This window comes from Secundilactobacillus similis DSM 23365 = JCM 2765 (assembly GCF_001311075.1).
Classification (GTDB): Bacteria; Bacillota; Bacilli; order Lactobacillales; family Lactobacillaceae; genus Secundilactobacillus; species Secundilactobacillus similis.
Genome location: NZ_BBAD01000011.1, coordinates 16,368 through 37,244 on the forward strand (window position 1 = coordinate 16,368; position 20,877 = coordinate 37,244).

Annotated in this window: 28 protein-coding genes and 6 pseudogenes; all 34 read right to left on the reverse strand. The window is 44.8% G+C overall.

The genetic code is table 11. The features are described 5' to 3' along the window. Positions 1 to 218: 218 nt before the first annotated feature. The 34 genes and pseudogenes from rplQ to rpsL all read right to left on the reverse strand — a co-directional run bounded on the left by rplQ (position 219) and on the right by rpsL (position 20,877). Positions 219 to 602, reverse strand: coding sequence for a 50S ribosomal protein L17 (rplQ, locus tag JCM2765_RS03895; protein WP_054733992.1), 384 nt, complete (start codon positions 600 to 602; stop codon positions 219 to 221). A gap of 24 nt (positions 603 to 626) precedes the next feature. Then, complete coding sequence (locus JCM2765_RS03900; protein WP_054733993.1) at positions 627 to 1,574, reverse strand: DNA-directed RNA polymerase subunit alpha; 948 nt, start codon at positions 1,572 to 1,574, stop codon at positions 627 to 629. Between the two features lie 90 nt (positions 1,575 to 1,664). Then, positions 1,665 to 2,053: pseudogene (gene rpsK, locus JCM2765_RS03905) on the reverse strand (30S ribosomal protein S11). 27 nt (positions 2,054 to 2,080) lie between these two features. Continuing rightward, positions 2,081 to 2,446 (reverse strand): 30S ribosomal protein S13, encoded by a 366-nt coding sequence (rpsM, locus tag JCM2765_RS03910; protein WP_054733999.1) that lies wholly within the window; start codon positions 2,444 to 2,446, stop codon positions 2,081 to 2,083. A 29-nt stretch (positions 2,447 to 2,475) separates the two neighbouring features. Next, positions 2,476 to 2,595: a 50S ribosomal protein L36 gene (gene rpmJ / locus JCM2765_RS16620; protein WP_054709090.1), complete on the reverse strand. Its 120-nt coding sequence runs from the start codon at positions 2,593 to 2,595 to the stop codon at positions 2,476 to 2,478. A gap of 46 nt (positions 2,596 to 2,641) precedes the next feature. After that, on the reverse strand, positions 2,642 to 2,857 hold the full coding sequence (gene infA / locus JCM2765_RS03915) for a translation initiation factor IF-1 (RefSeq protein WP_010619611.1): 216 nt from the start codon (positions 2,855 to 2,857) through the stop codon (positions 2,642 to 2,644). A gap of 132 nt (positions 2,858 to 2,989) precedes the next feature. Further along, entirely contained in the window at positions 2,990 to 3,649 is a 660-nt protein-coding gene (locus JCM2765_RS03920; RefSeq protein WP_054734001.1) for an adenylate kinase, read from the reverse strand. A gap of 74 nt (positions 3,650 to 3,723) precedes the next feature. After that, positions 3,724 to 5,024, reverse strand: a pseudogene (gene secY / locus JCM2765_RS03925) (preprotein translocase subunit SecY). After that, positions 5,024 to 5,461 (reverse strand): 50S ribosomal protein L15, encoded by a 438-nt coding sequence (gene rplO / locus JCM2765_RS03930; RefSeq protein ID WP_054734003.1) that lies wholly within the window; start codon positions 5,459 to 5,461, stop codon positions 5,024 to 5,026. The pseudogene secY and the gene rplO overlap by 1 nt, the downstream one beginning before the upstream one ends. A gap of 27 nt (positions 5,462 to 5,488) precedes the next feature. Continuing rightward, positions 5,489 to 5,671, reverse strand: a complete 183-nt coding sequence (rpmD, locus tag JCM2765_RS03935; RefSeq protein ID WP_054734006.1) for a 50S ribosomal protein L30 — start codon at positions 5,669 to 5,671, stop codon at positions 5,489 to 5,491. A gap of 12 nt (positions 5,672 to 5,683) precedes the next feature. Further along, positions 5,684 to 6,187, reverse strand: coding sequence for a 30S ribosomal protein S5 (rpsE, locus tag JCM2765_RS03940; protein ID WP_054734009.1), 504 nt, complete (start codon positions 6,185 to 6,187; stop codon positions 5,684 to 5,686). Between the two features lie 20 nt (positions 6,188 to 6,207). After that, positions 6,208 to 6,573: a 50S ribosomal protein L18 gene (gene rplR, locus JCM2765_RS03945; RefSeq protein ID WP_054734012.1), complete on the reverse strand. Its 366-nt coding sequence runs from the start codon at positions 6,571 to 6,573 to the stop codon at positions 6,208 to 6,210. Positions 6,574 to 6,607: 34 nt separating this feature from the next. Next, positions 6,608 to 7,141 (reverse strand): 50S ribosomal protein L6, encoded by a 534-nt coding sequence (rplF, locus tag JCM2765_RS03950; protein WP_054734015.1) that lies wholly within the window; start codon positions 7,139 to 7,141, stop codon positions 6,608 to 6,610. Positions 7,142 to 7,171: 30 nt separating this feature from the next. Beyond that, positions 7,172 to 7,569 (reverse strand): annotated as a pseudogene (gene rpsH / locus JCM2765_RS03955) (30S ribosomal protein S8). A gap of 30 nt (positions 7,570 to 7,599) precedes the next feature. Continuing rightward, a complete protein-coding gene (locus tag JCM2765_RS17010; protein ID WP_304621893.1) occupies positions 7,600 to 7,770 on the reverse strand; it encodes a type Z 30S ribosomal protein S14 in 171 nt (56 codons plus the stop codon). A 28-nt stretch (positions 7,771 to 7,798) separates the two neighbouring features. After that, a pseudogene (rplE, locus tag JCM2765_RS03960) lies at positions 7,799 to 8,340 on the reverse strand (50S ribosomal protein L5). A 25-nt stretch (positions 8,341 to 8,365) separates the two neighbouring features. Then, positions 8,366 to 8,674, reverse strand: coding sequence for a 50S ribosomal protein L24 (gene rplX / locus JCM2765_RS03965; protein WP_054734022.1), 309 nt, complete (start codon positions 8,672 to 8,674; stop codon positions 8,366 to 8,368). A 31-nt stretch (positions 8,675 to 8,705) separates the two neighbouring features. After that, complete coding sequence (gene rplN / locus JCM2765_RS03970; protein WP_054734024.1) at positions 8,706 to 9,074, reverse strand: 50S ribosomal protein L14; 369 nt, start codon at positions 9,072 to 9,074, stop codon at positions 8,706 to 8,708. A gap of 54 nt (positions 9,075 to 9,128) precedes the next feature. Further along, the gene (gene rpsQ, locus JCM2765_RS03975) at positions 9,129 to 9,395 is read right to left on the reverse strand and encodes a 30S ribosomal protein S17 (RefSeq protein WP_054734026.1); all 267 of its coding nucleotides are present in this window, start codon (positions 9,393 to 9,395) and stop codon (positions 9,129 to 9,131) included. Between the two features lie 23 nt (positions 9,396 to 9,418). Continuing rightward, positions 9,419 to 9,613 carry a 50S ribosomal protein L29 gene (rpmC, locus tag JCM2765_RS03980; protein ID WP_054734027.1) on the reverse strand — a complete coding sequence of 65 codons (195 nt, stop codon included), beginning with the start codon at positions 9,611 to 9,613 and terminating at the stop codon, positions 9,419 to 9,421. Then, a complete protein-coding gene (gene rplP / locus JCM2765_RS03985) occupies positions 9,603 to 10,037 on the reverse strand; it encodes a 50S ribosomal protein L16 (RefSeq protein ID WP_054734030.1) in 435 nt (144 codons plus the stop codon). Before rplP ends, rpmC begins: the two co-directional genes overlap by 11 nt. A 2-nt stretch (positions 10,038 to 10,039) precedes the next feature. Continuing rightward, positions 10,040 to 10,708 (reverse strand): 30S ribosomal protein S3, encoded by a 669-nt coding sequence (gene rpsC, locus JCM2765_RS03990; RefSeq protein ID WP_054734033.1) that lies wholly within the window; start codon positions 10,706 to 10,708, stop codon positions 10,040 to 10,042. 12 nt (positions 10,709 to 10,720) lie between these two features. Continuing rightward, a complete protein-coding gene (gene rplV / locus JCM2765_RS03995) occupies positions 10,721 to 11,068 on the reverse strand; it encodes a 50S ribosomal protein L22 (protein ID WP_054734036.1) in 348 nt (115 codons plus the stop codon). A gap of 16 nt (positions 11,069 to 11,084) precedes the next feature. After that, positions 11,085 to 11,363 (reverse strand): 30S ribosomal protein S19, encoded by a 279-nt coding sequence (rpsS, locus tag JCM2765_RS04000; RefSeq protein WP_054734040.1) that lies wholly within the window; start codon positions 11,361 to 11,363, stop codon positions 11,085 to 11,087. Between the two features lie 45 nt (positions 11,364 to 11,408). Further along, positions 11,409 to 12,245, reverse strand: a complete 837-nt coding sequence (gene rplB / locus JCM2765_RS04005; protein ID WP_054734043.1) for a 50S ribosomal protein L2 — start codon at positions 12,243 to 12,245, stop codon at positions 11,409 to 11,411. Between the two features lie 28 nt (positions 12,246 to 12,273). Continuing rightward, complete coding sequence (gene rplW, locus JCM2765_RS04010; RefSeq protein ID WP_054734046.1) at positions 12,274 to 12,561, reverse strand: 50S ribosomal protein L23; 288 nt, start codon at positions 12,559 to 12,561, stop codon at positions 12,274 to 12,276. Further along, positions 12,561 to 13,183: pseudogene (gene rplD, locus JCM2765_RS04015) on the reverse strand (50S ribosomal protein L4). The gene rplW and the pseudogene rplD overlap by 1 nt, the downstream one beginning before the upstream one ends. Before the next feature lie 17 nt (positions 13,184 to 13,200). Beyond that, complete coding sequence (gene rplC / locus JCM2765_RS04020; protein ID WP_054734049.1) at positions 13,201 to 13,836, reverse strand: 50S ribosomal protein L3; 636 nt, start codon at positions 13,834 to 13,836, stop codon at positions 13,201 to 13,203. 47 nt (positions 13,837 to 13,883) lie between these two features. Beyond that, positions 13,884 to 14,192: a 30S ribosomal protein S10 gene (rpsJ, locus tag JCM2765_RS04025; RefSeq protein ID WP_054709151.1), complete on the reverse strand. Its 309-nt coding sequence runs from the start codon at positions 14,190 to 14,192 to the stop codon at positions 13,884 to 13,886. Between the two features lie 582 nt (positions 14,193 to 14,774). Further along, positions 14,775 to 15,116, reverse strand: a complete 342-nt coding sequence (locus JCM2765_RS04030) for a metal-sulfur cluster assembly factor (RefSeq protein WP_054734051.1) — start codon at positions 15,114 to 15,116, stop codon at positions 14,775 to 14,777. Positions 15,117 to 15,189: 73 nt separating this feature from the next. After that, positions 15,190 to 16,881: a dihydroxy-acid dehydratase gene (gene ilvD / locus JCM2765_RS04035; RefSeq protein ID WP_054734053.1), complete on the reverse strand. Its 1,692-nt coding sequence runs from the start codon at positions 16,879 to 16,881 to the stop codon at positions 15,190 to 15,192. A gap of 821 nt (positions 16,882 to 17,702) precedes the next feature. After that, a pseudogene (gene fusA, locus JCM2765_RS04040) lies at positions 17,703 to 19,795 on the reverse strand (elongation factor G). A gap of 161 nt (positions 19,796 to 19,956) precedes the next feature. Further along, positions 19,957 to 20,427: a 30S ribosomal protein S7 gene (rpsG, locus tag JCM2765_RS04045; protein ID WP_054734056.1), complete on the reverse strand. Its 471-nt coding sequence runs from the start codon at positions 20,425 to 20,427 to the stop codon at positions 19,957 to 19,959. A 36-nt stretch (positions 20,428 to 20,463) separates the two neighbouring features. Beyond that, complete coding sequence (gene rpsL / locus JCM2765_RS04050; RefSeq protein ID WP_054734059.1) at positions 20,464 to 20,877, reverse strand: 30S ribosomal protein S12; 414 nt, start codon at positions 20,875 to 20,877, stop codon at positions 20,464 to 20,466.

Here is a 20,877-nt window from a genome sequence, read left to right on the forward strand (position 1 = left end):
CGGACCCGCTCACTCAGCAGCCGCGCAAAGCGAAGCCACCCAGCGAGCTGGTCCGTAATTTATGGCACAAAAAAATCACTACCAAATTAAAGGTGCACGGAGAATTCCGTATTCAAGCTAGACTTGAAAACCTTCATCATCATAACGCTTTATACCTAAAATTTGGTGTGATTCTATTGCAACTACGCAATAGACGTAGTCACGATTACTGATTAAAATTAATCAACAAGTTGTAAAATAACCATTTGAGCGCCATCACCACGACGAGGCATGGTCTTGTAGATCCGGGTGTAACCACCGTTACGATCTGCATACTTAGGTGCTACTTCGCTAAACAATTTTTGCAATGCAGTTGAGATTTGGATGTTATCGCCATCTTCCTTAACATCTGCAACAACGTCGCGAAGGAATGCAGCGGCTTGACGACGGGCGTGCAAGTCTCCGCGCTTACCTAAGCTGATCATCTTGTCAGTAGTAGAACGTACTTCTTTGGCGCGGGCTTCAGTGGTCTTGATTTCACCATGAATCAATAATTCAGTAGTCAAATCACGCAATAATGCCCGACGTTGTGAACTTGTTCGTTGCAATTTACGGTAACTCATGAGTAGATACCCTCCTTTGTTTAATTAATCTTCTTTACGAAGTGATAACCCAAGATCAGAAAGCTTAGCCTTAACTTCTTCCAATGACTTCCGGCCCAAGTTACGAACCTTCATCATGTCGGCTTCAGTCTTATTGGTCAACTCTTGAACAGTGTTGATTCCGGCACGCTTCAGACAGTTGTATGACCGAACTGACAAGTCGAGTTCTTCGATGGTCATTTCAAGCATCTTTTCCTTGTGGGTTTCTTCTTTTTCAACCATGATTTCGGCATTCTTAGCTTCGTCAGTTAAATCAACAAACATTGCTAAGTGTTCCGTTAAAATCTTGGCTGCGAGACTGATTGACTCACTTGGCGTAATTGAACTATCGGTCCAAACATCCAAAGTCAGCTTATCGTAATCATCCCGTTGGCCAACTCGCGTGTTTTCAACTTGATAGTTAACACGTTCGATTGGGGTATAAATAGAATCAATAGGCAAAACGCCGATTGGCATGTCTTCCTTAGCTTTGTTCCGGTCTGCGGAAACGTAGCCACGACCCTTGTTTGCAGTCATACGCATGTGGAAAGTTGCACCTTCCGCGACAGTTGCAATGTAAAGATCAGGGTTCAATACCGTCACGTCGCTATCAGCGGTGATATCACCGGCAGTGACTTGAGCTGGGCCCTTAACGTCAATTTCCATTGACTCGATTTCATCGTCAGGTCCTTCAAGCTTAAGCGAAATCTTCTTTGTGTTCAAAATAATCTGCGTAACGTCTTCCACGACACCTTCAACAGTTGAAAATTCGTGTAACACGCCATCAATTTGAATACTAGTGACAGCAGCACCAGGAAGCGAAGAAAGCAGAATTCGTCTTAAAGAATTCCCCAACGTAGTTCCGTAACCCCGTTCGAGCGGTTCAACGACAAACTTGCCATAATCGTCGCTTTCTTCAATTTTGTGAATGTTAGGCTTCTCGAATTCGATCATTCTTATCTTTTACCCCTTTCAAAACGCATTGAGCCATGTAAATTAATCCCATTATTCAGGTCTCGTATCTCCACTAAACCGCGGGATTGACTATACACGACGGCGCTTTGGAGGACGAGAACCATTATGAGGCACTGGCGTTACGTCTCGGATAGCCGTAACTTCAAGACCAGTTGCTTGTAAGGCACGGATTGCGGCTTCACGGCCAGAACCAGGACCTTGACAGCAACTTCCACAGTCTTCATACCATGTTCCATTGAACCCTTAGCAGCGGCTTCAGCAGCCATTTGTGCAGCAAATGGTGTTGACTTCCGGCTACCCTTAAAGCCAAGTGAACCAGCAGATGACCACGCAATAGCGTTACCTTGCATGTCAGTAATCATGACCAAAGTGTTGTTAAATGTTGAGTGAATATGAGCAACACCGGACTCGATATTCTTTTTTACGCGACGTTTGCGCGAAGTTTTTCTAGTTGCCATAAAATGTCATACCCTCCTTTTAATTGATTATTTCTTCTTACCAGCAATCGCAACGGCTTTACCTTTACGAGTACGGGCGTTGTTCTTCGTGTGTTGGCCACGAACAGGCAAACCACGACGGTGACGCATGCCACGGTAAGAACCAATTTCTTGAAGATTCTTGATGTTCATGCTTACTTGACGACGTAAGTCACCTTCAACTTGGTAGTTGTCGACGGCTGCACGGATCTTGTCTTCATCATCAGGGGTTAAGTCACGAACGCGAACGTCTGGTGAGACACCCGTTTCTTCGATGATCTTTTGAGCAGTAGTGTTACCAATTCCGAAAATGTAAGTTAAGCCAATGACGATTCGCTTGTCACGTGGCAAGTCAACTCCAGCAATACGAGCCATTAAGTTGCACCTCCTAGTTTATAGTTTAATTATTTACCTTGACGTTGCTTGTGCTTAGGGTTAGCTGAGCAAATAACCATTACTCGACCCTTACGCTTGATTACTTTACAGTGATCGCACATTTTTTTAACAGATGGTCTTACTTTCATTGTAATCTAAACCTCCTATTGTCTTAATCCAAACCAAAAAATCGACTTACTTGAAGCGGTAAGTGATCCGGCCTTTGGTCAAATCGTACGGAGACATTTCAACCGTAACGCGGTCCCCAGGTAAAATTCGGATGTAATGCATCCGAATCTTGCCAGAGACGTGCGCTAAAATCTCATGCCCGTTTTCTAGTTCGACCCGAAACATTGCGTTAGGCAACGTTTCAGTAACTTTACCTTCAACTTCGATGACGTCCTTAGCCACGAAAGTACCCCCTTGATTGATTGATAACTATCTTTAAATAGTGCCCGGACTTGCCCAATTATTGAGGCTAACCTGAGTTAGTTTACCACACCATAATCTGAGAAGCAAGTCAATCCGGGATTCAGAGGTGTTTTACGCGAGCTTGTTCAAAATCGCTTTGATGTCTTGGTAAACTGCGTCAATGTCGCGGTCACCATCAACTGTATGAAGAACGCCTTTTGATTGATAGAAATCAACCAATGGGGTGTTCATCTTGATGTTAACATCCAACCGATTCTTAACCGTTGCCGGTTTGTCATCTTCACGTTGGTAAAAGTCGTGGCCACCACAAACGTCACAAGTGCCTTCAACCTTTGTTGGGTTGTAGATCTTGTGATACGTTGCCCCGCAGGTCCGACAAATGAACCGACCCGAAAGTCGTTCAATTAAGACTTCTGGTTCAACGTGGATATTGATAACGGCATCCACGTTCCGATCCAATTCAGTCCCAAATTGATCAAGTGCTTCCGCTTGGTCAATTGTTCTTGGATAACCATCTAACATGTAGCCGTTAGCCACATCATCTTGTGACAAACGTTCGCGAACGATCCCGTTCGTCACTTCGTCAGGAACCAATTCACCCTTGTCGATGAACTTCTTAGCAGCAACACCCATCTCAGTTTCATTTTTCATGGCTTCACGGAAAATGTCACCAGTTGAGATATGCTGAATATCGAAGTCTTCGACAATTTTTTGTGCTTGAGTTCCCTTACCTGCACCAGGTAAGCCCATTAAAATCAGATTCATTGACATTATGTTACCTCCTAGTAATCTGCTACAAAATGACAAGATGGTGTGCTGAACAAGTCACCACACCATTACTCGTCTCATTCAGCTGGACGTGGATCTTGGATGAAGCCGACATATTGTCGTTTCATCATTAACCCGTCGATCTGTTGAATCGTTTGAATTGCGACACCAACAACGATAAGTAAACTAGTACCACCAAGTCCAATTGATTCATCCAGATTCCAAACGTTTTGAGCGATTAATGGAATCAACGCAACGAACCCTAAGAACAGTGCCCCAACCGTACTCAAACGCATGAGTAAGTTTGAAACATACACTTGAGTCTCATGTCCGGGCCAAACTCCTGGAATATAACTTCCTTGTTTTTGTAAGTTTTCGGATAACTTCTCTGGGTTAACCTGAACGAACGCATAGAAGAAAGTAAACAGGATAATTAAAATCGTGTATAAAATCGTGCCACCAGTTGATTGCATGTTGAAGATGTTAGTCATCACTTGATACCACGTGTCTTCAGAGTGGTTATTTGCGAACGCCATCAAGATGGTTTGAGGCGTTGCAATAAACGAACTCGCAAAAATAACTGGGATCACGCCGGCAACGTTAACCTTTAATGGTAGATAACTGCTATCAGGGTCACCTGATACACGTCGGGTATACTGAATCGGAATCTTCCGATCAGCTTGTTGGACCCAGGTCACAAACGTCACAATGATGAGGACCAAGATCACAATGCCGATGACAAACAGTATGTTCTGCCAGTTAACATCAGTCAGATAATTTTGATACAACTGTTGAGCCCCGGTTGGCATTCTAGCAATAATCCCGGCGAAAATAATCATCGAGACACCGTTACCTAAACCGTGGTCGGTGATCATATCACCCATCCAAGTGGTCAGCATTGTACCACCAGTCAAAATCAAACCAATCATGGCGTAAGTCTTAACGCCTGGGTTATTCACCAGATTAAGACTACTTAGGGTGTTAAACCCAGCCGTAATCCCAATTGATTGAACGAACGCAAGATAATCGTTAAGTAACGCGTATGTTGATTTAACTTTCTCCGACCGACTTCACCTTGTTTACTCCATTCTACATATCGCGGTACGATATCCATCTGTAGAAGTTGGATCACAATTTGAGCGGTGATGTACGGTGACACCCCCATCGCGAAGATGGAGTAGTTTGTCAAACCGCCACCACTGAACATGTTTAAAATGCTGACCAATCCAGAAGACGCCACGCTTTGTAAAGCCTTCGCATTAACCCCAGGAACAGTAATATACGAGCCAATCCGGAAGACTACCAAAACCATCAGTGTAAAGAAAATCTTATTTCGAATATCTTTAACCTTAAACGCGTTTTTCATGGTTGAGAGCATTAAATCACCTCAGTTTTACCGCCTGCAGCTTCGATTGCGGCAGTTGCACTAGCAGAGAACTTGTGCGCTTTAACCGTAAGCTTCTTTGAGATTTCGCCGTTACCAAGAATCTTGATACCGTCTTTTTCGTTTTTAACGATGCCTGCTTCAACTAATGCTACAGGAGTAACTTCTGCACCATCTTCGAAACGATCGTTTAAGGTAGTTAAGTTAACGATAGCGAATTCTTTACGGCTAATGTTAGTAAAGCCGCGTTTAGGAATCCGACGGTACAAAGGCATTTGTCCACCTTCGAAACCAAGACGAGTCTTGCTACGAGCCTTTTGGCCCTTTTGACCACGACCGGATGTCTTACCGTTACCAGCAGAACGACCACGGCCTTTACGTGAACGTGTAAAACGTGATCCTTCAGATGGTTGTAATTCGTTCAACTTCATGAATGAAGGCACCTCCTTATTTTTTAATTATTTAACTTCTTCAACTTTGATCAAGTGTGCAACTTGGAAAAGCGCACCGCGAGTAGCATCGTTGTCAGGAAGGACAACAGAGCTACTGATCTTCCGCAAGCCAAGGGCTTGAACGATCTTACGTTGCTTAGGAAGACGATGTGCGACACTGCGAGTCAAAGTAACCTTTAAATCAGCCATGTTGAGATCCTCCTATTCAGCCAAGTGTTGAACTGAGACGCCACGTAAATCAGCAACTTCTTCAGCACGCTTCAATTGCTTTAAGCCTTCGAAGGTAGCACGAATTGCGTTGATTGGGGTGTCTGAGCCAAGACGCTTACTTGTAACATCGGCAACGCCAGCAAGTTCCATGACGGCACGAACAGCGCCACCAGCAGCAACCCCGGAACCTTCAGCGGCAGGCTTCAAAAGAATCCGGCCACCATCGTAAACTCCGATGATTTGATGTGGAATAGTAGTACCAACGATAGGCACTTCAATCAAGTTCTTGCGAGCGGCTTCAACAGCCTTACGGATTGCTTCAGGAACTTCCTGAGCTTTACCAGTACCGAAGCCAACGTGACCTTTGTGATCACCGACAACGACAAGGGCTGCAAAACGGAGACGACGGCCACCTTTTACAACTTTGGTAATCCGGTTGATTGACACAACGTTGTCTTCAAGATCCAACTTTTCAGGATCGATAAACTTTGCCATTAGTGGTTATTCCTCCTTTTTTAGAATTGTAAGCCGTTTTCACGAGCTGCTTCTGCCAATGCTTGCACACGGCCGTGGTATAAGTAACCGCCACGATCAAAGACAACTTCGGAAATCTTCTTGGCAGCGGCACGGTCTGCAACAAGCTTACCAACTGCTTGGGCTTGTTCCGTCTTGTTACCGGCTGCTACTTCACTATCTAATGTCGAGGCACTGACCAGCGTCACACCCGCTACGTCATCAATTACTTGAGCGTAGATGTTTTTGTTAGAACGGAAAACATTTAAGCGTGGGCGCTCTGCAGTACCAGAAATCTTGTTACGAACGCGTCCATGGCGCTTTTGACGTGTCTTGTTCTTATCTGGTTTCGAAATCAAAATAGTCACCTCTTTGAATTTATTGTGAACTGCTTACGCAGCATTATTTACCAGTTTTACCTTCTTTAAGGGTGATGTGTTCGTTTTCGTAACGAATACCTTTACCCTTGTAAGGTTCTGGTGAACGAACGGCACGGATTTCAGCAGCGAAGTCACCGACTTCTTGCTTGCTGATTCCGTCGATCTTGATCGTGTTGTTGTCAGGAACTTCAACCTTCAAGTTTGAAGGAACTTCCATTTCAACTGGGTTTGAGTAACCCACACTTAAGATCAACTTGCCCTTTAATTGGGCACGGTAACCAACACCGACAAGCTTTAAGGTCTTAGAGAAACCCTTAGTAACCCCTTCAACCATGTTGTTGAAGTTGGCACGAGTAGTTCCGTGTAAGGCACGGGTCTTGTTGTTGTTGTCTGAACGATCGAAGTTAACTTCGCCTTCGGAAACGTTCATCGTGATGATTGGTGAGAAAGTCCGAGTGATTTCACCCTTAGGACCTTTAACCGTAACGTCATTGCCGTCACGCTTAACTTCTACACCGGCTGGAATAGTAACTGTCTTGTATCCAATACGACTCATTGAGTAGGCACCTCCTTACTTATTAAAAGTTTACCAAACGTAGGCGAGTACTTCGCCACCGATTTTCTTTGCGCGGGCTTCTTTGTCAGTCACAACACCTTCAGATGTTGAGATGATGGCAATTCCTAAACCGTTAAGGACCTTAGGAACAGCATCTGACTTAACGTAAGTACGTAACCCTGGCTTTGAAATACGCTTCAAACCAGAAATGACACGTTGCTTGTCACGGCCGTACTTAAGAAATACGCGGATGATGCCTTGCTTGTTGTCTTCGATATATTCAACGTCGCGAATGAACCTTCACGCTTCAAGATTTCGGCGATGTCGCGCTTCATCTTTGATGCAGGCACTTCTAATGATTCGTGGTAAACCATGTTGGCGTTCCGGATCCGAGTCAAGAAGTCTGCAATTGGGTCAGTCATAGACATTAACGTTTATCCTCCTTTATAGTGTACTTTTTACCAGCTAGCTTTCTTCATGCCAGGAATTTGACCCTTGTGGGCAAGATCCCGTAAGCAAAGTCGGCATAAGTGGAATTTGCGATAAACTGAATGTGGACGACCACAACGTTCGCAACGCGTATAAGCTTGTGTCGAGTATTTAGCAGGACGCTGACTCTTAACAATCATTGATTTTTTAGCCACAATAATACCCTCCTTACTTAGTAAATGGCATGCAAGTTGAGTTAACAACTCGCGTGATTCTTCATCAGTATTGGCAGTTGTTACAATAACAATGTCAAGACCACGAACACGGTTAACGTTATCGTAGTTGATTTCTGGGAAGATTAATTGTTCACGAACACCAAGCGTATAGTTACCACGACCATCAAAGGCGCGGGAGCTGATACCATGGAAGTCACGAACACGTGGTAAAGAAACGTTAACTAACTTGTCTAAGAATTCATACATACGTTGGCCACGTAATGTAACCTTGGCACCGATTGCGTTACCTTCACGTAAACGGAAACCGGCGATTGACTTCTTAGCCTTAGTGATTAACGGCTTTTGACCAGCAATTAATCCAAGTTCTTCAACTGCTTCATCCAAGTTCTTTGCGTTGGCAGTGGCGTCACCGACACCCATGTTCAACACGATCTTGTCAAGCTTTGGCGCTTGCATGATTGAAGTGTAGTTAAACTTTTCAATCATTGATGGAACGATTTCATTAGTGTACTTCTCTTGTAAACGATTAGCCATTAGTTTGATAATCCTCCTTCCTTAATTACTTAATGATTTCGCCGGACTTCTTGGCGAAACGAACTTTTTTGCCGTCTTCAACACGGAAACCAACACGGGTTGGTTCGTTAGTTGAAGGATCAAGTAGCATTACATTAGATACGTGAATTGGTGCTTCAGTATCAATGATGCCGCCTTGAGGATTGGCTTGAGAAGCTTTTTGATGCTTCTTGATCATGTTAACGCCTTCGACGATGACACGGTCCTTGGCAGCAAGGGTCTTTTTAACAGTTCCTTCTTTACCCTTGTCCTTACCACTGATCACGCGAACTTTATCACCAGTTTTAATGAACATCCTGTTTGGCACCTCCTTATTTTCGAAACGATTAAAGCACTTCTGGTGCTAAAGAAACAATCTTCATGTAATCATTGTCACGCAATTCACGCGCAACTGGTCCGAAAATACGAGTGCCTTGTGGACTCTTATCATCACGGATTAATACCGCAGCATTTTCATCAAACTTGATGTATGAGCCATCGGCACGACGTACACGAGAAGTTGTCCGAACGACAACTGCTTTAACAACTTGTCCCTTTTTGACAACGCCACCTGGTGTTGCTTGTTTAACCGTAGCAACGATCACGTCCCCGATACTTGCGTAACGGCGCTTTGAGCCACCCAAAACTTTAATAGTTAAAATTTCCCGGGCACCAGAATTGTCAGCGACTTTCAAACGAGATTCTTGTTGGATCACCGTAGTGTCCTCCTTTCACTTTTAAGTAAAGCAGAATACGATAAATTGTCGAAACTAGATAATAACTGCCTTTTCAACAACTTCAAGAAGTCGGAAACGAACAGTCTTAGATAATGGACGAGTTTCCATGATTTCAACAATGTCGCCAGTCTTGGCAACGTTTTGTTCGTCACGGGCTTTGTACTTTTTAGTGTACTTGATCCGCTTACCATATACTGGATGATTCTTGTAAGTTTCAACGGCAACAGTGATCGTCTTGTCCATCTTATCTGAAACAACACGGCCACGGTATGTCTTACGAGCATTACGTTCTTCAGCCATTAATTATTCCTCCTTATCGTAGTCTACTTGCTTAATTCTTGTTGACGAAGCACAGTTTTGATCCGTGCAATATTCTTACGAACCTGCTTCAAACGAGCAGTGTTTTCCAATTGACCAGTAGCTAATTGGAAACGAAGGTTGAATAATTCGTCCTTGTAGCCTTTTTCTTTTTCAAGCATTTCAGCAGTGGTTAATTCTTTAATTTCATTAGCCTTCATTTGATTCGCCACCTACTTCCTCGCGCGTAATGATCTTCGTGCGAACTGGCAGTTTCATGGCAGCTAAGCGTAAAGCTTCACGTGCAACTTCTTCAGAAACGCCACCGACTTCAAACATTACCTTTTCACGTTTAACGGGTGCAACCCAACCTGCAGGTGCCCCTTTACCATTACCCATACGAACGCCGACACCTTTTTCAGTGTAGGACTTGTGAGGGAAAATCTTAATCCAAACTTTCCCACCACGCTTCATGTAACGCGTCATGGCAATACGAGCAGCTTCGATTTGACGGTTTGAGATCCAGCTTGAATCTAATGCTTGCAAACCGTATTCACCGAAAGCAACTGACTTGCCACCTTTAGCAGCGCCACGTAACTTACCGCGGTGCTCACGACGGTGCTTAACTCGCTTTGGTACTAGCATGTTTATTTCCCTCCTTTGTTGTTATTTTGGTCAGCGTTAGGCTTAGTTGGCAAAATTTCGCCACGGTAGATCCAAGTCTTAACACCTAATGAACCGTAAGTTGTGTGTGCTTCAACCCAGGCGTAATCAATGTCTGCACGTAAAGTATGCAAAGGCACAGTGCCATCTGAGTAAGCTTCAACACGAGACATATCTGCACCGTTTAAACGACCAGCAACTTGGGTTTTGATCCCCTTGGCGCCAGAACGCATCGTCCGTTGCATTGCCCCACGCATTGCACGACGGAAAGCAACACGGCCTTCAAGTTGACGTGCAATGTTTTCACCAACTAATTTTGCATCCAAATCAGGTTTCTTGATTTCGATGATGTTGATGTGTACTCGTTTGCCAGTTAAGTTGTTCAATTCCTTACGGAGATTTTCAACTTCTGACCCACCTTTACCAATAACCATACCAGGCTTAGCGGTGTGAATTGAAATGTTGACGCGGTTAGCGGCACGTTCAATTTCTACCGTTGAGACTGAGGCATCTGCAAGGCGCTTTTCGATATATTTGCGGATTTTGAGGTCTTCGCCAAGGTAAGCAGCAAATTCTTTTTCAGCATACCACTTTGCTTCCCAGTCGCGAATAATGCCGACACGCAATCCGGTTGGATTAATCTTTTGACCCACGCGTTATCCCTCCTATTTTTCAGATACGACTACTGTGATGTGACTTGTACGCTTGTTGATTGGTGAAGCAGAACCTTTGGCACGAGGACGGAACCGCTTAAGGGTTGGTCCTTCGTTGACAAAGACTTCGCTGACAACTAAATCACTGCGATCTAAGTCAAAATTGTTTTCAGCGTTTGCAACTGCTGAAAGTAAAACTTTTTCAACGATTGGTGAAGCACCACGAGGGGTGAACTTCAAGATAGCAATCGCTTCGGCCACGCTCTTACCTCTGATAAGATCAACGACAAGGCGGACCTTACGTGCGGCAATACGAACTGTTTTCGCAGTTGCCTTTGCTGATGTCACTTGTTCAGCCATTAGCTAATCCTCCTTATTATTTTCCTGTCTTCTTATCGTCGCCAGAATGGCCACGGAAAGTACGAGTTGGTACAAATTCACCTAACTTGTGACCAACCATGTCTTCTTGAATGAACACTGGAACGTTCTTACGACCATCGTAAACAGCGATCGTGAAGCCGATGAAACTTGGGAAAATCGTTGAACGACGTGACCAAGTCTTGATAACCGTCTTCTTATCTTGATCCTTTTGTGCATCGATCTTCTTCAAAAGATGTTCATCAGCGAATGGTCCCTTTTTTAAACTACGACCCATTAGATTACCCTCCTTATGAGTGAGATTTCTTAAGCAACAAGTTGATTACTTCCGACCCTTACGGCGAACGATAAACTTGTTTGAACGTGCTTTGGTAGAACGAGTCTTCTTACCAGCAGTCTTCTTACCCCATGGTGATAATGGTGATGGACGACCGATAGGCGCTTTACCTTCACCACCACCATGAGGGTGATCGTTAGGGTTCATAACAGACCCACGAGATTGTGGACGCTTGCCAACCCAACGGTTACGACCGGCTTTACCAACGTTGACCAAGCCGTGTTCTTCGTTACCAACAGTACCGATAGTGGCACGGTTAACGGCAAGAATCATCCGAACTTCACCAGAAGTTAAACGAACAAGGGCATATTTGCCTTCTTTACCTAACAATTGAGCTGAGGCACCAGCAGAACGAACTAATTGTCCACCCTTACCTGGCTTCAATTCGATGTTATGAATCGTTGTCCCATCAGGAATGTTCTTTAATGGTAATGCGTTACCAACTTTGATATCGGCATCTGGACCAGATTGAACTTTATCGCCAACCTTAAGGCCCTTAGGTGCTAAGATGTAAGTCTTCACACCGTCAGAGTAAACTAACAATGCAATGTTAGCAGTCCGGTTTGGATCGTATTCGATAGCCTTAACCGTTGCAGTAACATCATCTTTAGTACGCTTGAAGTCGATGATCCGGTATTGAGTCTTGTTACCGCCGCCACGGTGACGAACCGTTTTGTGACCGTAGTTGTTACGGCCGGCAGTGTGACTCTGTGATTCGAGTAATGACTTTTCTGGCTTTGACTTCGTGATAACTTGGCTGTAGTCAATGCTAGTCATATTACGCCGACCATTGCTGGTTGGTTTGTATACTTTAATCGCCACGTTGATTTCCTCCTATATTAATAAATTGTTATTCTTCGCCGAATAACTTGATTTCTTTTGAATCAGCTGACAAGGTCACGATAGCCTTACGACGCTTCTTAGTGTAGCCTTCGTAACGGCCTTGACGCTTCAGCTTACCCTTAACGTTCATGATGTTAACTTTAACAACAGTAACGTCAAAGATTTCTTCGATTGCTTTTTTAACTTGGGTCTTCGTAGCACGAACGTCTACGTCGAACGTGTAACGCTTGTCATCAAGTAAAGCGGTAGATGCTTCAGTAATGACTGGGCGTAAAATAATATCGCGTGCTTCCATTATGCGAGCACCTCCTCGATTTGAGAAAGAGCAGCTTGGGTCAAGACGAGCTTGTCACTGTTAATGACATCAAGTACGTTGATCCCCTTAGCATCGATAACCTTAACGTTAGCTAAGTTACGAGCGGCTAATTCTGCATTCTTGTTATCTTCCTCAAGAACCACTAAAGTTTTAGTTGAAACGTTCAAGCTAGCTAATGATGCCGCAAAGTCTTTCGTCTTTGGTTGATCAAAGCTGAATGCATCAACAACAACTAAACTATTGTCAATGACCTTTTGTGAAAGCACTGACTTCAATGCTAAACGCGTAACCTTCTTTGGAAGATGGTAAGCGTATGAGCGTGGTGTAGGACCGAATACGGTACCACCACCAACCCAGATTGGTGAACGTGTCGAACCGGCACGTGCACGGCCAGTACCCTTTTGACGCCAAGGCTTCTTGCCACCGCCACGAACTGCACTACGGTTTTTAACCGCATGAGTACCTTGACGAAGTGAAGCACGTTGCATCAAAACAGTGTCAAATACGACGTTTTCGTTTGGTTCAACGGCGAAATGGCATCGTTTAAAGTAACGTCACCATTTTGGCTACCGTCTTGCTTAAATAAAGTAACACTAGTCATTTACGTTTCCTCCTTTCTTATTTCTTAGGTGCGCGAACGGCACTCTTGATTTCAACGAATGACTTGTTGGCGCCAGGAACGTTCCCGCTAACCAATAAAACATTGTTTTCAACATCAGCACGTACGATCTTCAAGTTTTGGATCGTCCGAGTGTTGTTACCCATCCGGCCTGGTAAGAGCTTACCCTTAAATACCCGGTTGATAACGGCACCTAATGAACCTGGACGACGGTGGTAACGAGAACCGTGGGTTTCAGGTCCACGACTTTGGCCGTCCTTGTGAATGTTACCTTGGTAACCATGACCTTTTGTAGTACCAGTGACATCAACGTACTCACCGGCTTCAAAAATGTCTGCCTTGACTTCGTCTGCTACCTTGTAGTCTCCTAGCTCAACATCTCTGATTTCATGAATGAAGCGCTTAGGAGTCGTGTTTGCTTTTGCTGCATGACCTTTTTCGGGTTTGTTACTTAAAACATCGCGCTTGTCTTCGTAACCTAATTGAATGGCATCGTAACCGTCATTGGCAACCGTCTTAACTTGTAACACAACGTTAGGAGTGGTTTCGATAACAGTAACTGGAATTAATTCGCCATTTTCAGTGAAGACTTGCGTCATACCGACTTTTTTACCTAAGATTCCTTTAGTGGTCATGAGTACACCTCCGATATAATGTAATTTTATTTATTTGACCCTTTAAATTATAACTTGATTTCGATATCCACACCTGAAGGCAAGTCTAACTTCATTAATGAGTCAACTGTCTTTGGCGTTGGGTTAACGATATCGATCAACCGTTTGTGAGTGCGCATTTCGAATTGTTCACGCGACTTCTTAAACTTATGTGGTGAACGAAGCACCGTGTAAATCGTACGTTCCGTTGGTAATGGAATTGGTCCTGAAATTTCAGCACCTGTACGCTTTGCAGTTTCAACAATCTTTTCTGCAGATTGATCTAAGATACGGTGTTCGTAAGCCTTCAAACGGATACGAATTTTTTGTTTTGCCATTGGATTCCCTCCTTACGTCTATTTTGAAAATAAGACTAACTCCGTGAAAATTACCGTCACACCCCGTGGCAAAGCGGCCGGGTGTGCCGCAACCTTTCACATCAACGCTTTGCTATGCGAAGCTCCTAGGGGCATGCCCCGGAAATTCAGCACCTATCTATGATACAAAATAAATCCCCGTTTGACAAGGATTTTCGGTAATTTTTTTCAATCCCGAATCCGCGTGGTCACTCACTTACACAGTAATTTGTGTAAGTATCTAAATGCTTGGGTACTTTTTGCATAGTCACTGCATTAAATCAGCCATTATGCATTGGTCGCTCATTCATTAGGTTACCAGTTAACGATTACTTCATAATACTATAGTAGTTTTGCAAGAACTTTGAACGTGCTGGGTTCACTTATGTCGGTCACAAGGTACTACTTTACACTATTTTGAATCGTTTGGCAACGTCAGCGTCCACCACTTGATCGTAAGCGACCACCAACCTTCTCTGCCCAACTACCATTTCCTTCAGGCAAACAAAAAGCACCGCCCAGAAGCCACTAAAACGGCTTTCTAAGCAGTGCTACTCCCATTAACTACCGAACGGCGATTCCTAATTGAATCCGGCCGACACGACTGATATTGGTCATTTGCCATAGTGGCTTCCAGACAATATCGACTGAGACGTCGTTAATCTGATCAATTTTCTTTAACTCGGTTTTGATTTCTTCCGGTGCCGTCCCCAAACAAGCACAGCCCATTTCCGAAAAGGTCATCGTGACACTGCAATGACCGTTATCATCCAGCGACACTTCGTAAATGAAACCAAGGTTATAAATATCGACCCCGAGTTCGGGTTCCATAACCGCTTCAAAGGCTGCCTCAAGTTGATCACCGATTGCTGCCGCTCGGTCGTTGGTTTTAATGTCATCACGCATGTTGATCTAACCTTTCCTATCTATTATGTAGCCAAACCAGATTACTCTGGCTTGGTAGCGTCATACTATCAGTTTATTGTTCATCTTTTTTCCAAAAATCAGTGGTTGCCCCTTTAGCAGCGCTAGAAACTAAGTGCGCATACTTACCAAGAACGCCACGTGAGTAAAGTGGTGGTAAGACCAACTTAGCCCGCCGTTTAGCTAATTCTTCGTCAGAAACCTTCATGGTCAACTCACGCGTATCTTGGTCAATCACAACAATGTCACCGTCTTGCAGCAAGGCGATGTTACCACCATCTTGTGCTTCAGGGGCGATATGACCAACCACGAATCCGTGACTCCCGCCAGAGAACCGACCATCAGTCAGCAAGGCCACGCTTTCACCTTGGCCCTTCCCAACTAACAGACCTGACAGAGACAGCATTTCTGGCATCCCAGGGCCACCCTTAGGGCCAACGAACCGGACAACGACAACGTCGCCAGGAACAACTTCGTCAGCTAATACGGCGTCCACAGCATCTTCTTCATTGTTGAAGACCTTCGCGGGACCTTCATGACGACGCGCCTTCAACCCAGACACCTTGCAGACAGCCCCTTCAGTCGACAGGTTCCCCTTCAAGATGATCAGTGGGCCATCAGCCCGACGTGGGTTCTCCAATGGCGCGATGATCTTTTGACCAGGCTTCAAGTCTGGTTCGCCAGCCAAGTTTTCAGCTAACGTCTTACCAGTAACGGTTAAGCAGTCGCCGTGAAGCATGCCCTTTGACAAGAGGTATTTCATAACTGCTGAAACACCACCAACGTCAAAGAGGTCCTTCATCACGTACTGGCCACTCGGCTTCAAGTCAGCCAAGTGAGGCACTTTCTTTTGGAACGTGTTGAAGTCTTCGATGGTCAAATCAACGTTTGCAGCGTGCGCAATTGCCAATAAATGCAACACAGAGTTGGTTGAACCACCCAAGGCCATAACGACGGTAATGGCGTTTTCAAATGCTTCTCGAGTTAAGATGTCATGTGGCCGAATATCGTTTTCAATCAACTTCAAAACGGCTTTCCCAGCCTTTTCGCAATCCTGCTTCTTCAATTCCGTGACAGCAGGGTGTGACGCTGAGCCTGGTAAACTCATGCCCAAAGCTTCAATTGCGGAAGCCATCGTGTTGGCAGTGTACATCCCACCACAAGCACCAGGTCCAGGACAAGCGTTACATTCGATAGCAGAGACTTCATCAGATGAAATCTTACCATCGTTCCATTGACCAACCGCTTCGAATACGGAAACCAAGTCGATATCCTTACCATCTAAGTTCCCAGGTAAGATCGTCCCACCATAAACGAAGATTGATGGCACATCTGCATTTGCCATGGCAATCACACTACCAGGCATGTTCTTATCACAGCCACCAACGGCAACGAAGGCGTCGCAGTTATGTCCCATGATTGAAACTTCCATTGAATCGGCGATCACGTCACGAGATGGTAATGAGAACCGCATCCCTTGGGTCCCCATTGAGATCCCATCTGAAACGGTTGGCGCACCAAATTGAACGGGCCAGCCACCATCGGCTTTAACCCCCTCTTCAACCGTGTCCCCTAACCCACGAAGGTGAATGTTACAGGGGGTGTTTTCAGCCCAAGTACTAACCACACCAACGATGGGTTTCTTGAAGTCGTCATCCTTCATCCCGGTTGCCCGCATCATCGCCCGGTTTGGGGCTTTCACGATGCCATCGTATACGTGGCTATTGATTCTAAGATCTTTTGCCATTTGAAGCGCTCCTTCCAAAACATAGTTAAATACACGTGGTGCGTAGTTCGTACGCCGGCGCTCTCATGTCACCAAACGACGATGGCAGTGCATTGATCACCATTTATCCAACTGGTAGTCTATCTGAACTGCTGCGTGTATTAATTAATTGCATCAAACGTGCGGTATTGTTTACCTGCCCCTTACAAAACACGTTTGCGGCGTTAAATACCAACCTTATCAGCAGGTTGAGGCCAACGCGGGGCGCGCTGGGTCCAGAATCTTTCGACTCGGTTAACACCGCGCGTATATAAATATGTATTTTTTCAATTACAGTTATTGTAAAAATAATTATAATTTAATTGAATTTTAACACAACTATCAGTGTTCTAACAGAGTTAATTGAGAGATTTGCCATAATTTAATAATTTTGTTAATTGAATGTTTGTGCTGACGTTTGTGTCCAGCGACAGTGTGCGGAGCGAGACGGGTTGAGAGCGTAGTGTAAGGGTACTTCGGTGAAAGCGCCCGGGTCTGGCGGTTTTATCGAAGTGCACTTACATGCAGCTCTCAGTCTCGCGCAGCACCATTCGGCGTGGTGGCCAGAAAGCGCGTGGTTGGCAAGTTTCTACAACTTCAGGAACCCTAGAAATGACAGTTTAAGTGGCGCCGAATTTTGTAGCCTGAGAGCACCGGTTTTCGTGCGGCTTTGGCGAGCGAAGCGATGACAAACAGCCGACACTCAAAACTGCACCCAACACTTACGCTGGACACAAACAACAGTGTAATAAACACAAAAAGAGCCTCCGCAAGCGGAGACTCTTTTTGTAGTGAAGATCCGGTTAGGCTGGGTTGCCACCGTTCTTCTTGATGATTTCTTCTTGAATAGACTTTGGAACAGCTTCGTAGTGATCGAAAGTCATGGTGAAAGTACCACGGCCTTGTGATGCGGAACGAAGAGTAGTGGCATAACCGAACATTTCGGCCAATGGCACGAATGAGTGAATCATTTGTGCGTTCCCACGGGCTTCCATCCCGTCAACACGACCACGACGTGCAGTAACTTGGCCCATGATATCGCCCATGTACTCTTCTGGTACAAGGATGTCGACCTTCATGATTGGTTCCAAGATAACTGGTGCGGCAGTCTTCGAAGCGTTACGTAAAGCGATAGAAGCGGCAACCTTAAAGGCAGCTTCACTAGAATCGACTTCATGGTAACTACCATCGTATAACTTGGCCTTCAAGTCAATCAATGGGTAGCCGGCAAGAACACCATTTTCCATTGATTCCTTAACACCTTGTTCAACTGATGCGATGTATTCACGAGGAACAACCCCACCAACGATAGCGTCTTCGAATTCGAACCCTTTACCCTCTTCGTTAGGGGTAAATTCGATCCAAACATCACCATATTGACCTTTACCACCAGATTGGCGAACAAACTTACCTTGTGCGGAAGTTTGCTTAGTGAAGGCTTCACGGTATGAAACTTGAGGTGCACCAACAGTTGCTTCAACCTTGAATTCACGCTTCATCCGGTCGATGATGATGTCCAAGTGAAGTTCACCCATCCCGGCGATCAAAGTTTCACCAGTTTCAGGGTTAGTTTCGGCCCGGAAAGTAGGATCTTCTTCAGAAAGCTTTTGTAAGGCGTTGTTCATCTTATCTTGGTCAGCCTTCGTCTTAGGTTCAACGGCAACCTGAATAACTGGTTCAGGGAATTCCATTGATTCCAAGTGCAATGGGTGATCAACATCGGTCAATGAATCACCAGTAGTGGTGTTCTTCAAACCAATGGCCGCAGCGATATCACCAGAGAAGACTTCTGGGATTTCTTGACGGTGATTTGAGTGCATTTGAAGTAAACGACCAACACGTTCACGCTTGTCCTTCGTTGAGTTCAAGACGTATGAACCAGATTCCAAAGTACCTTGGTAAACCCGGATAAACGTCAAACGACCAACGAATGGGTCAGTAGCGATCTTGAATGCCAAAGCGGCGAATGGTGCATCGTCATTGGCCTTCAATTCAACTTCTTCATCAGTATCAGGGTTAGTGGCCTTGTAAGGCTTAACGTCTAATGGTGATGGCAAGAAGTCAACCGTGGCATCCATCAACATTTGAACACCCTTGTTCTTGAAGGCAGAACCAGCAAGAACTGGGAATAATTCAAGGTTCAAGGTTGCTTTACGGATAGCTGCTTTGATTTCAGGAATGGAAATTTCTTCACCTTCAAGGTACTTTTCCATAATGCTGTCATCAACGTCGGCCAATTCTTCAATCATCGTATCGCGACGCTTTTGAGCTTCTTCCTTGTATTCATCAGGAATTTCAACCGTATCCCATTCAGCACCTAATTCGTCTTCATCGTAGATATCGGCTTTCATTTCAATCAAGTCGATGATCCTTCGAAGTCGTCTTCGGCACCAATAGGCATTTGGATTGCTAAAGCGTTAGCTTGGAGACGTTCCTTGATTGAGTTAACTGAGAAATCAAAATCAGCACCCAATTTGTCCATCTTGTTAACAAAGACGATACGGGGAACGTCGTAGTCAGAAGCTTGACGCCAAACAGTTTCGGTTTGGGGTTCAACACCGGCTTGGGCATCCAAAACGGCAATGGCACCATCCAAAACACGCAATGAACGTTCAACTTCGACAGTGAAGTCCACGTGCCCTGGGGTATCAATGATGTTGATCCGGTGACCCTTCCATTCGGCCGTAGTGGCTGCGGAAGTGATCGTGATCCCACGTTCTTGTTCTTGTTCCATCCAGTCCATTTGTGAAGCACCATCATGGGTTTCACCAATTTTGTGAATCTTACCAGTATAGTACAAGATCCGTTCAGTCGTGGTAGTCTTACCAGCATCGATATGGGCCATGATCCCGATGTTACGGGTCTTTTCTAGTGGAAAAGCTCGTGTATTAGCCATGTTAAATCTGTAACTCCTCTCAGTTTAATCACATTTTTATAAAAAAGGGATGGCTATATTAAGGTCTTAATTTAGCCATCCCAAACAATCACTATCAACATCAATTTAACTATGCGGCGTTGTCCACCACAATCGGTGCTGACAGCGAGACAATTTGCTGATTACCAGCGGTAGTGAGCAAATGCACGGTTGGCGTCGGCCATTTTGTGCGTATCTTCACGCTTCTTAACTGATGCACCAGTGTTGTTGGCAGCATCCATGATTTCACGTGCAAGACGTTCAGTCATTGTGTGTTCCCCACGTGAACGTGAGTATTGAACAAGCCAACGAAGGCCTAAAGTTGAACGACGATCTGGACGAACTTCGATCGGAACTTGGTAGTTAGAACCACCAACACGACGAGCCTTAACTTCCAGAACAGGCATAACATTCTTCATTGCTTCGTCAAATACTTCAACTGGATCGTTGCCAGTTTCAGTCTTAATTAAATCAAATGCACCATATAAAATTTGTGATGCAGTGCCTCGCTTACCATCTAACATCAAGCGGTTAATCAAACGAGTAACCATCTTTGAGTTGTAGATTGGATCAGGAAGGACTTCACGTTTTTGGACGTTTCCTTTTCTTGGCATTACTTAATATCCTCCTTGTTGGAACTTAGTATTATCTTAAGCCTTAGGCTTCTTTGTACCGTACTTAGAACGGCTTTGGCGACGATCGTCAACACCGGCAGTATCTAAAGCACCACGGATGATGTGGTAACGTACCCCAGGTAAATCCTTAACACGACCACCACGAATTAAAACAACACTATGTTCTTGCAAGTTGTGACCGATACCAGGAATGTAGGCAGTCACTTCGATCAAGTTCGACAAACGAACACGAGCGTACTTCCGCAAAGCAGAGTTAGGCTTCTTTGGTGTCATCGTACCGACACGGGTAGCCACACCACGCTTTTGGGGTGCAGGATTGTTCACTTGCTTCTTCTTGTAACTGTTATACCCATAGTTCAAAGCTGGGGCATTTGATTTAGAACTTCTAGATTTACGACCTTTACGAACCAATTGGTTGATTGTAGGCAT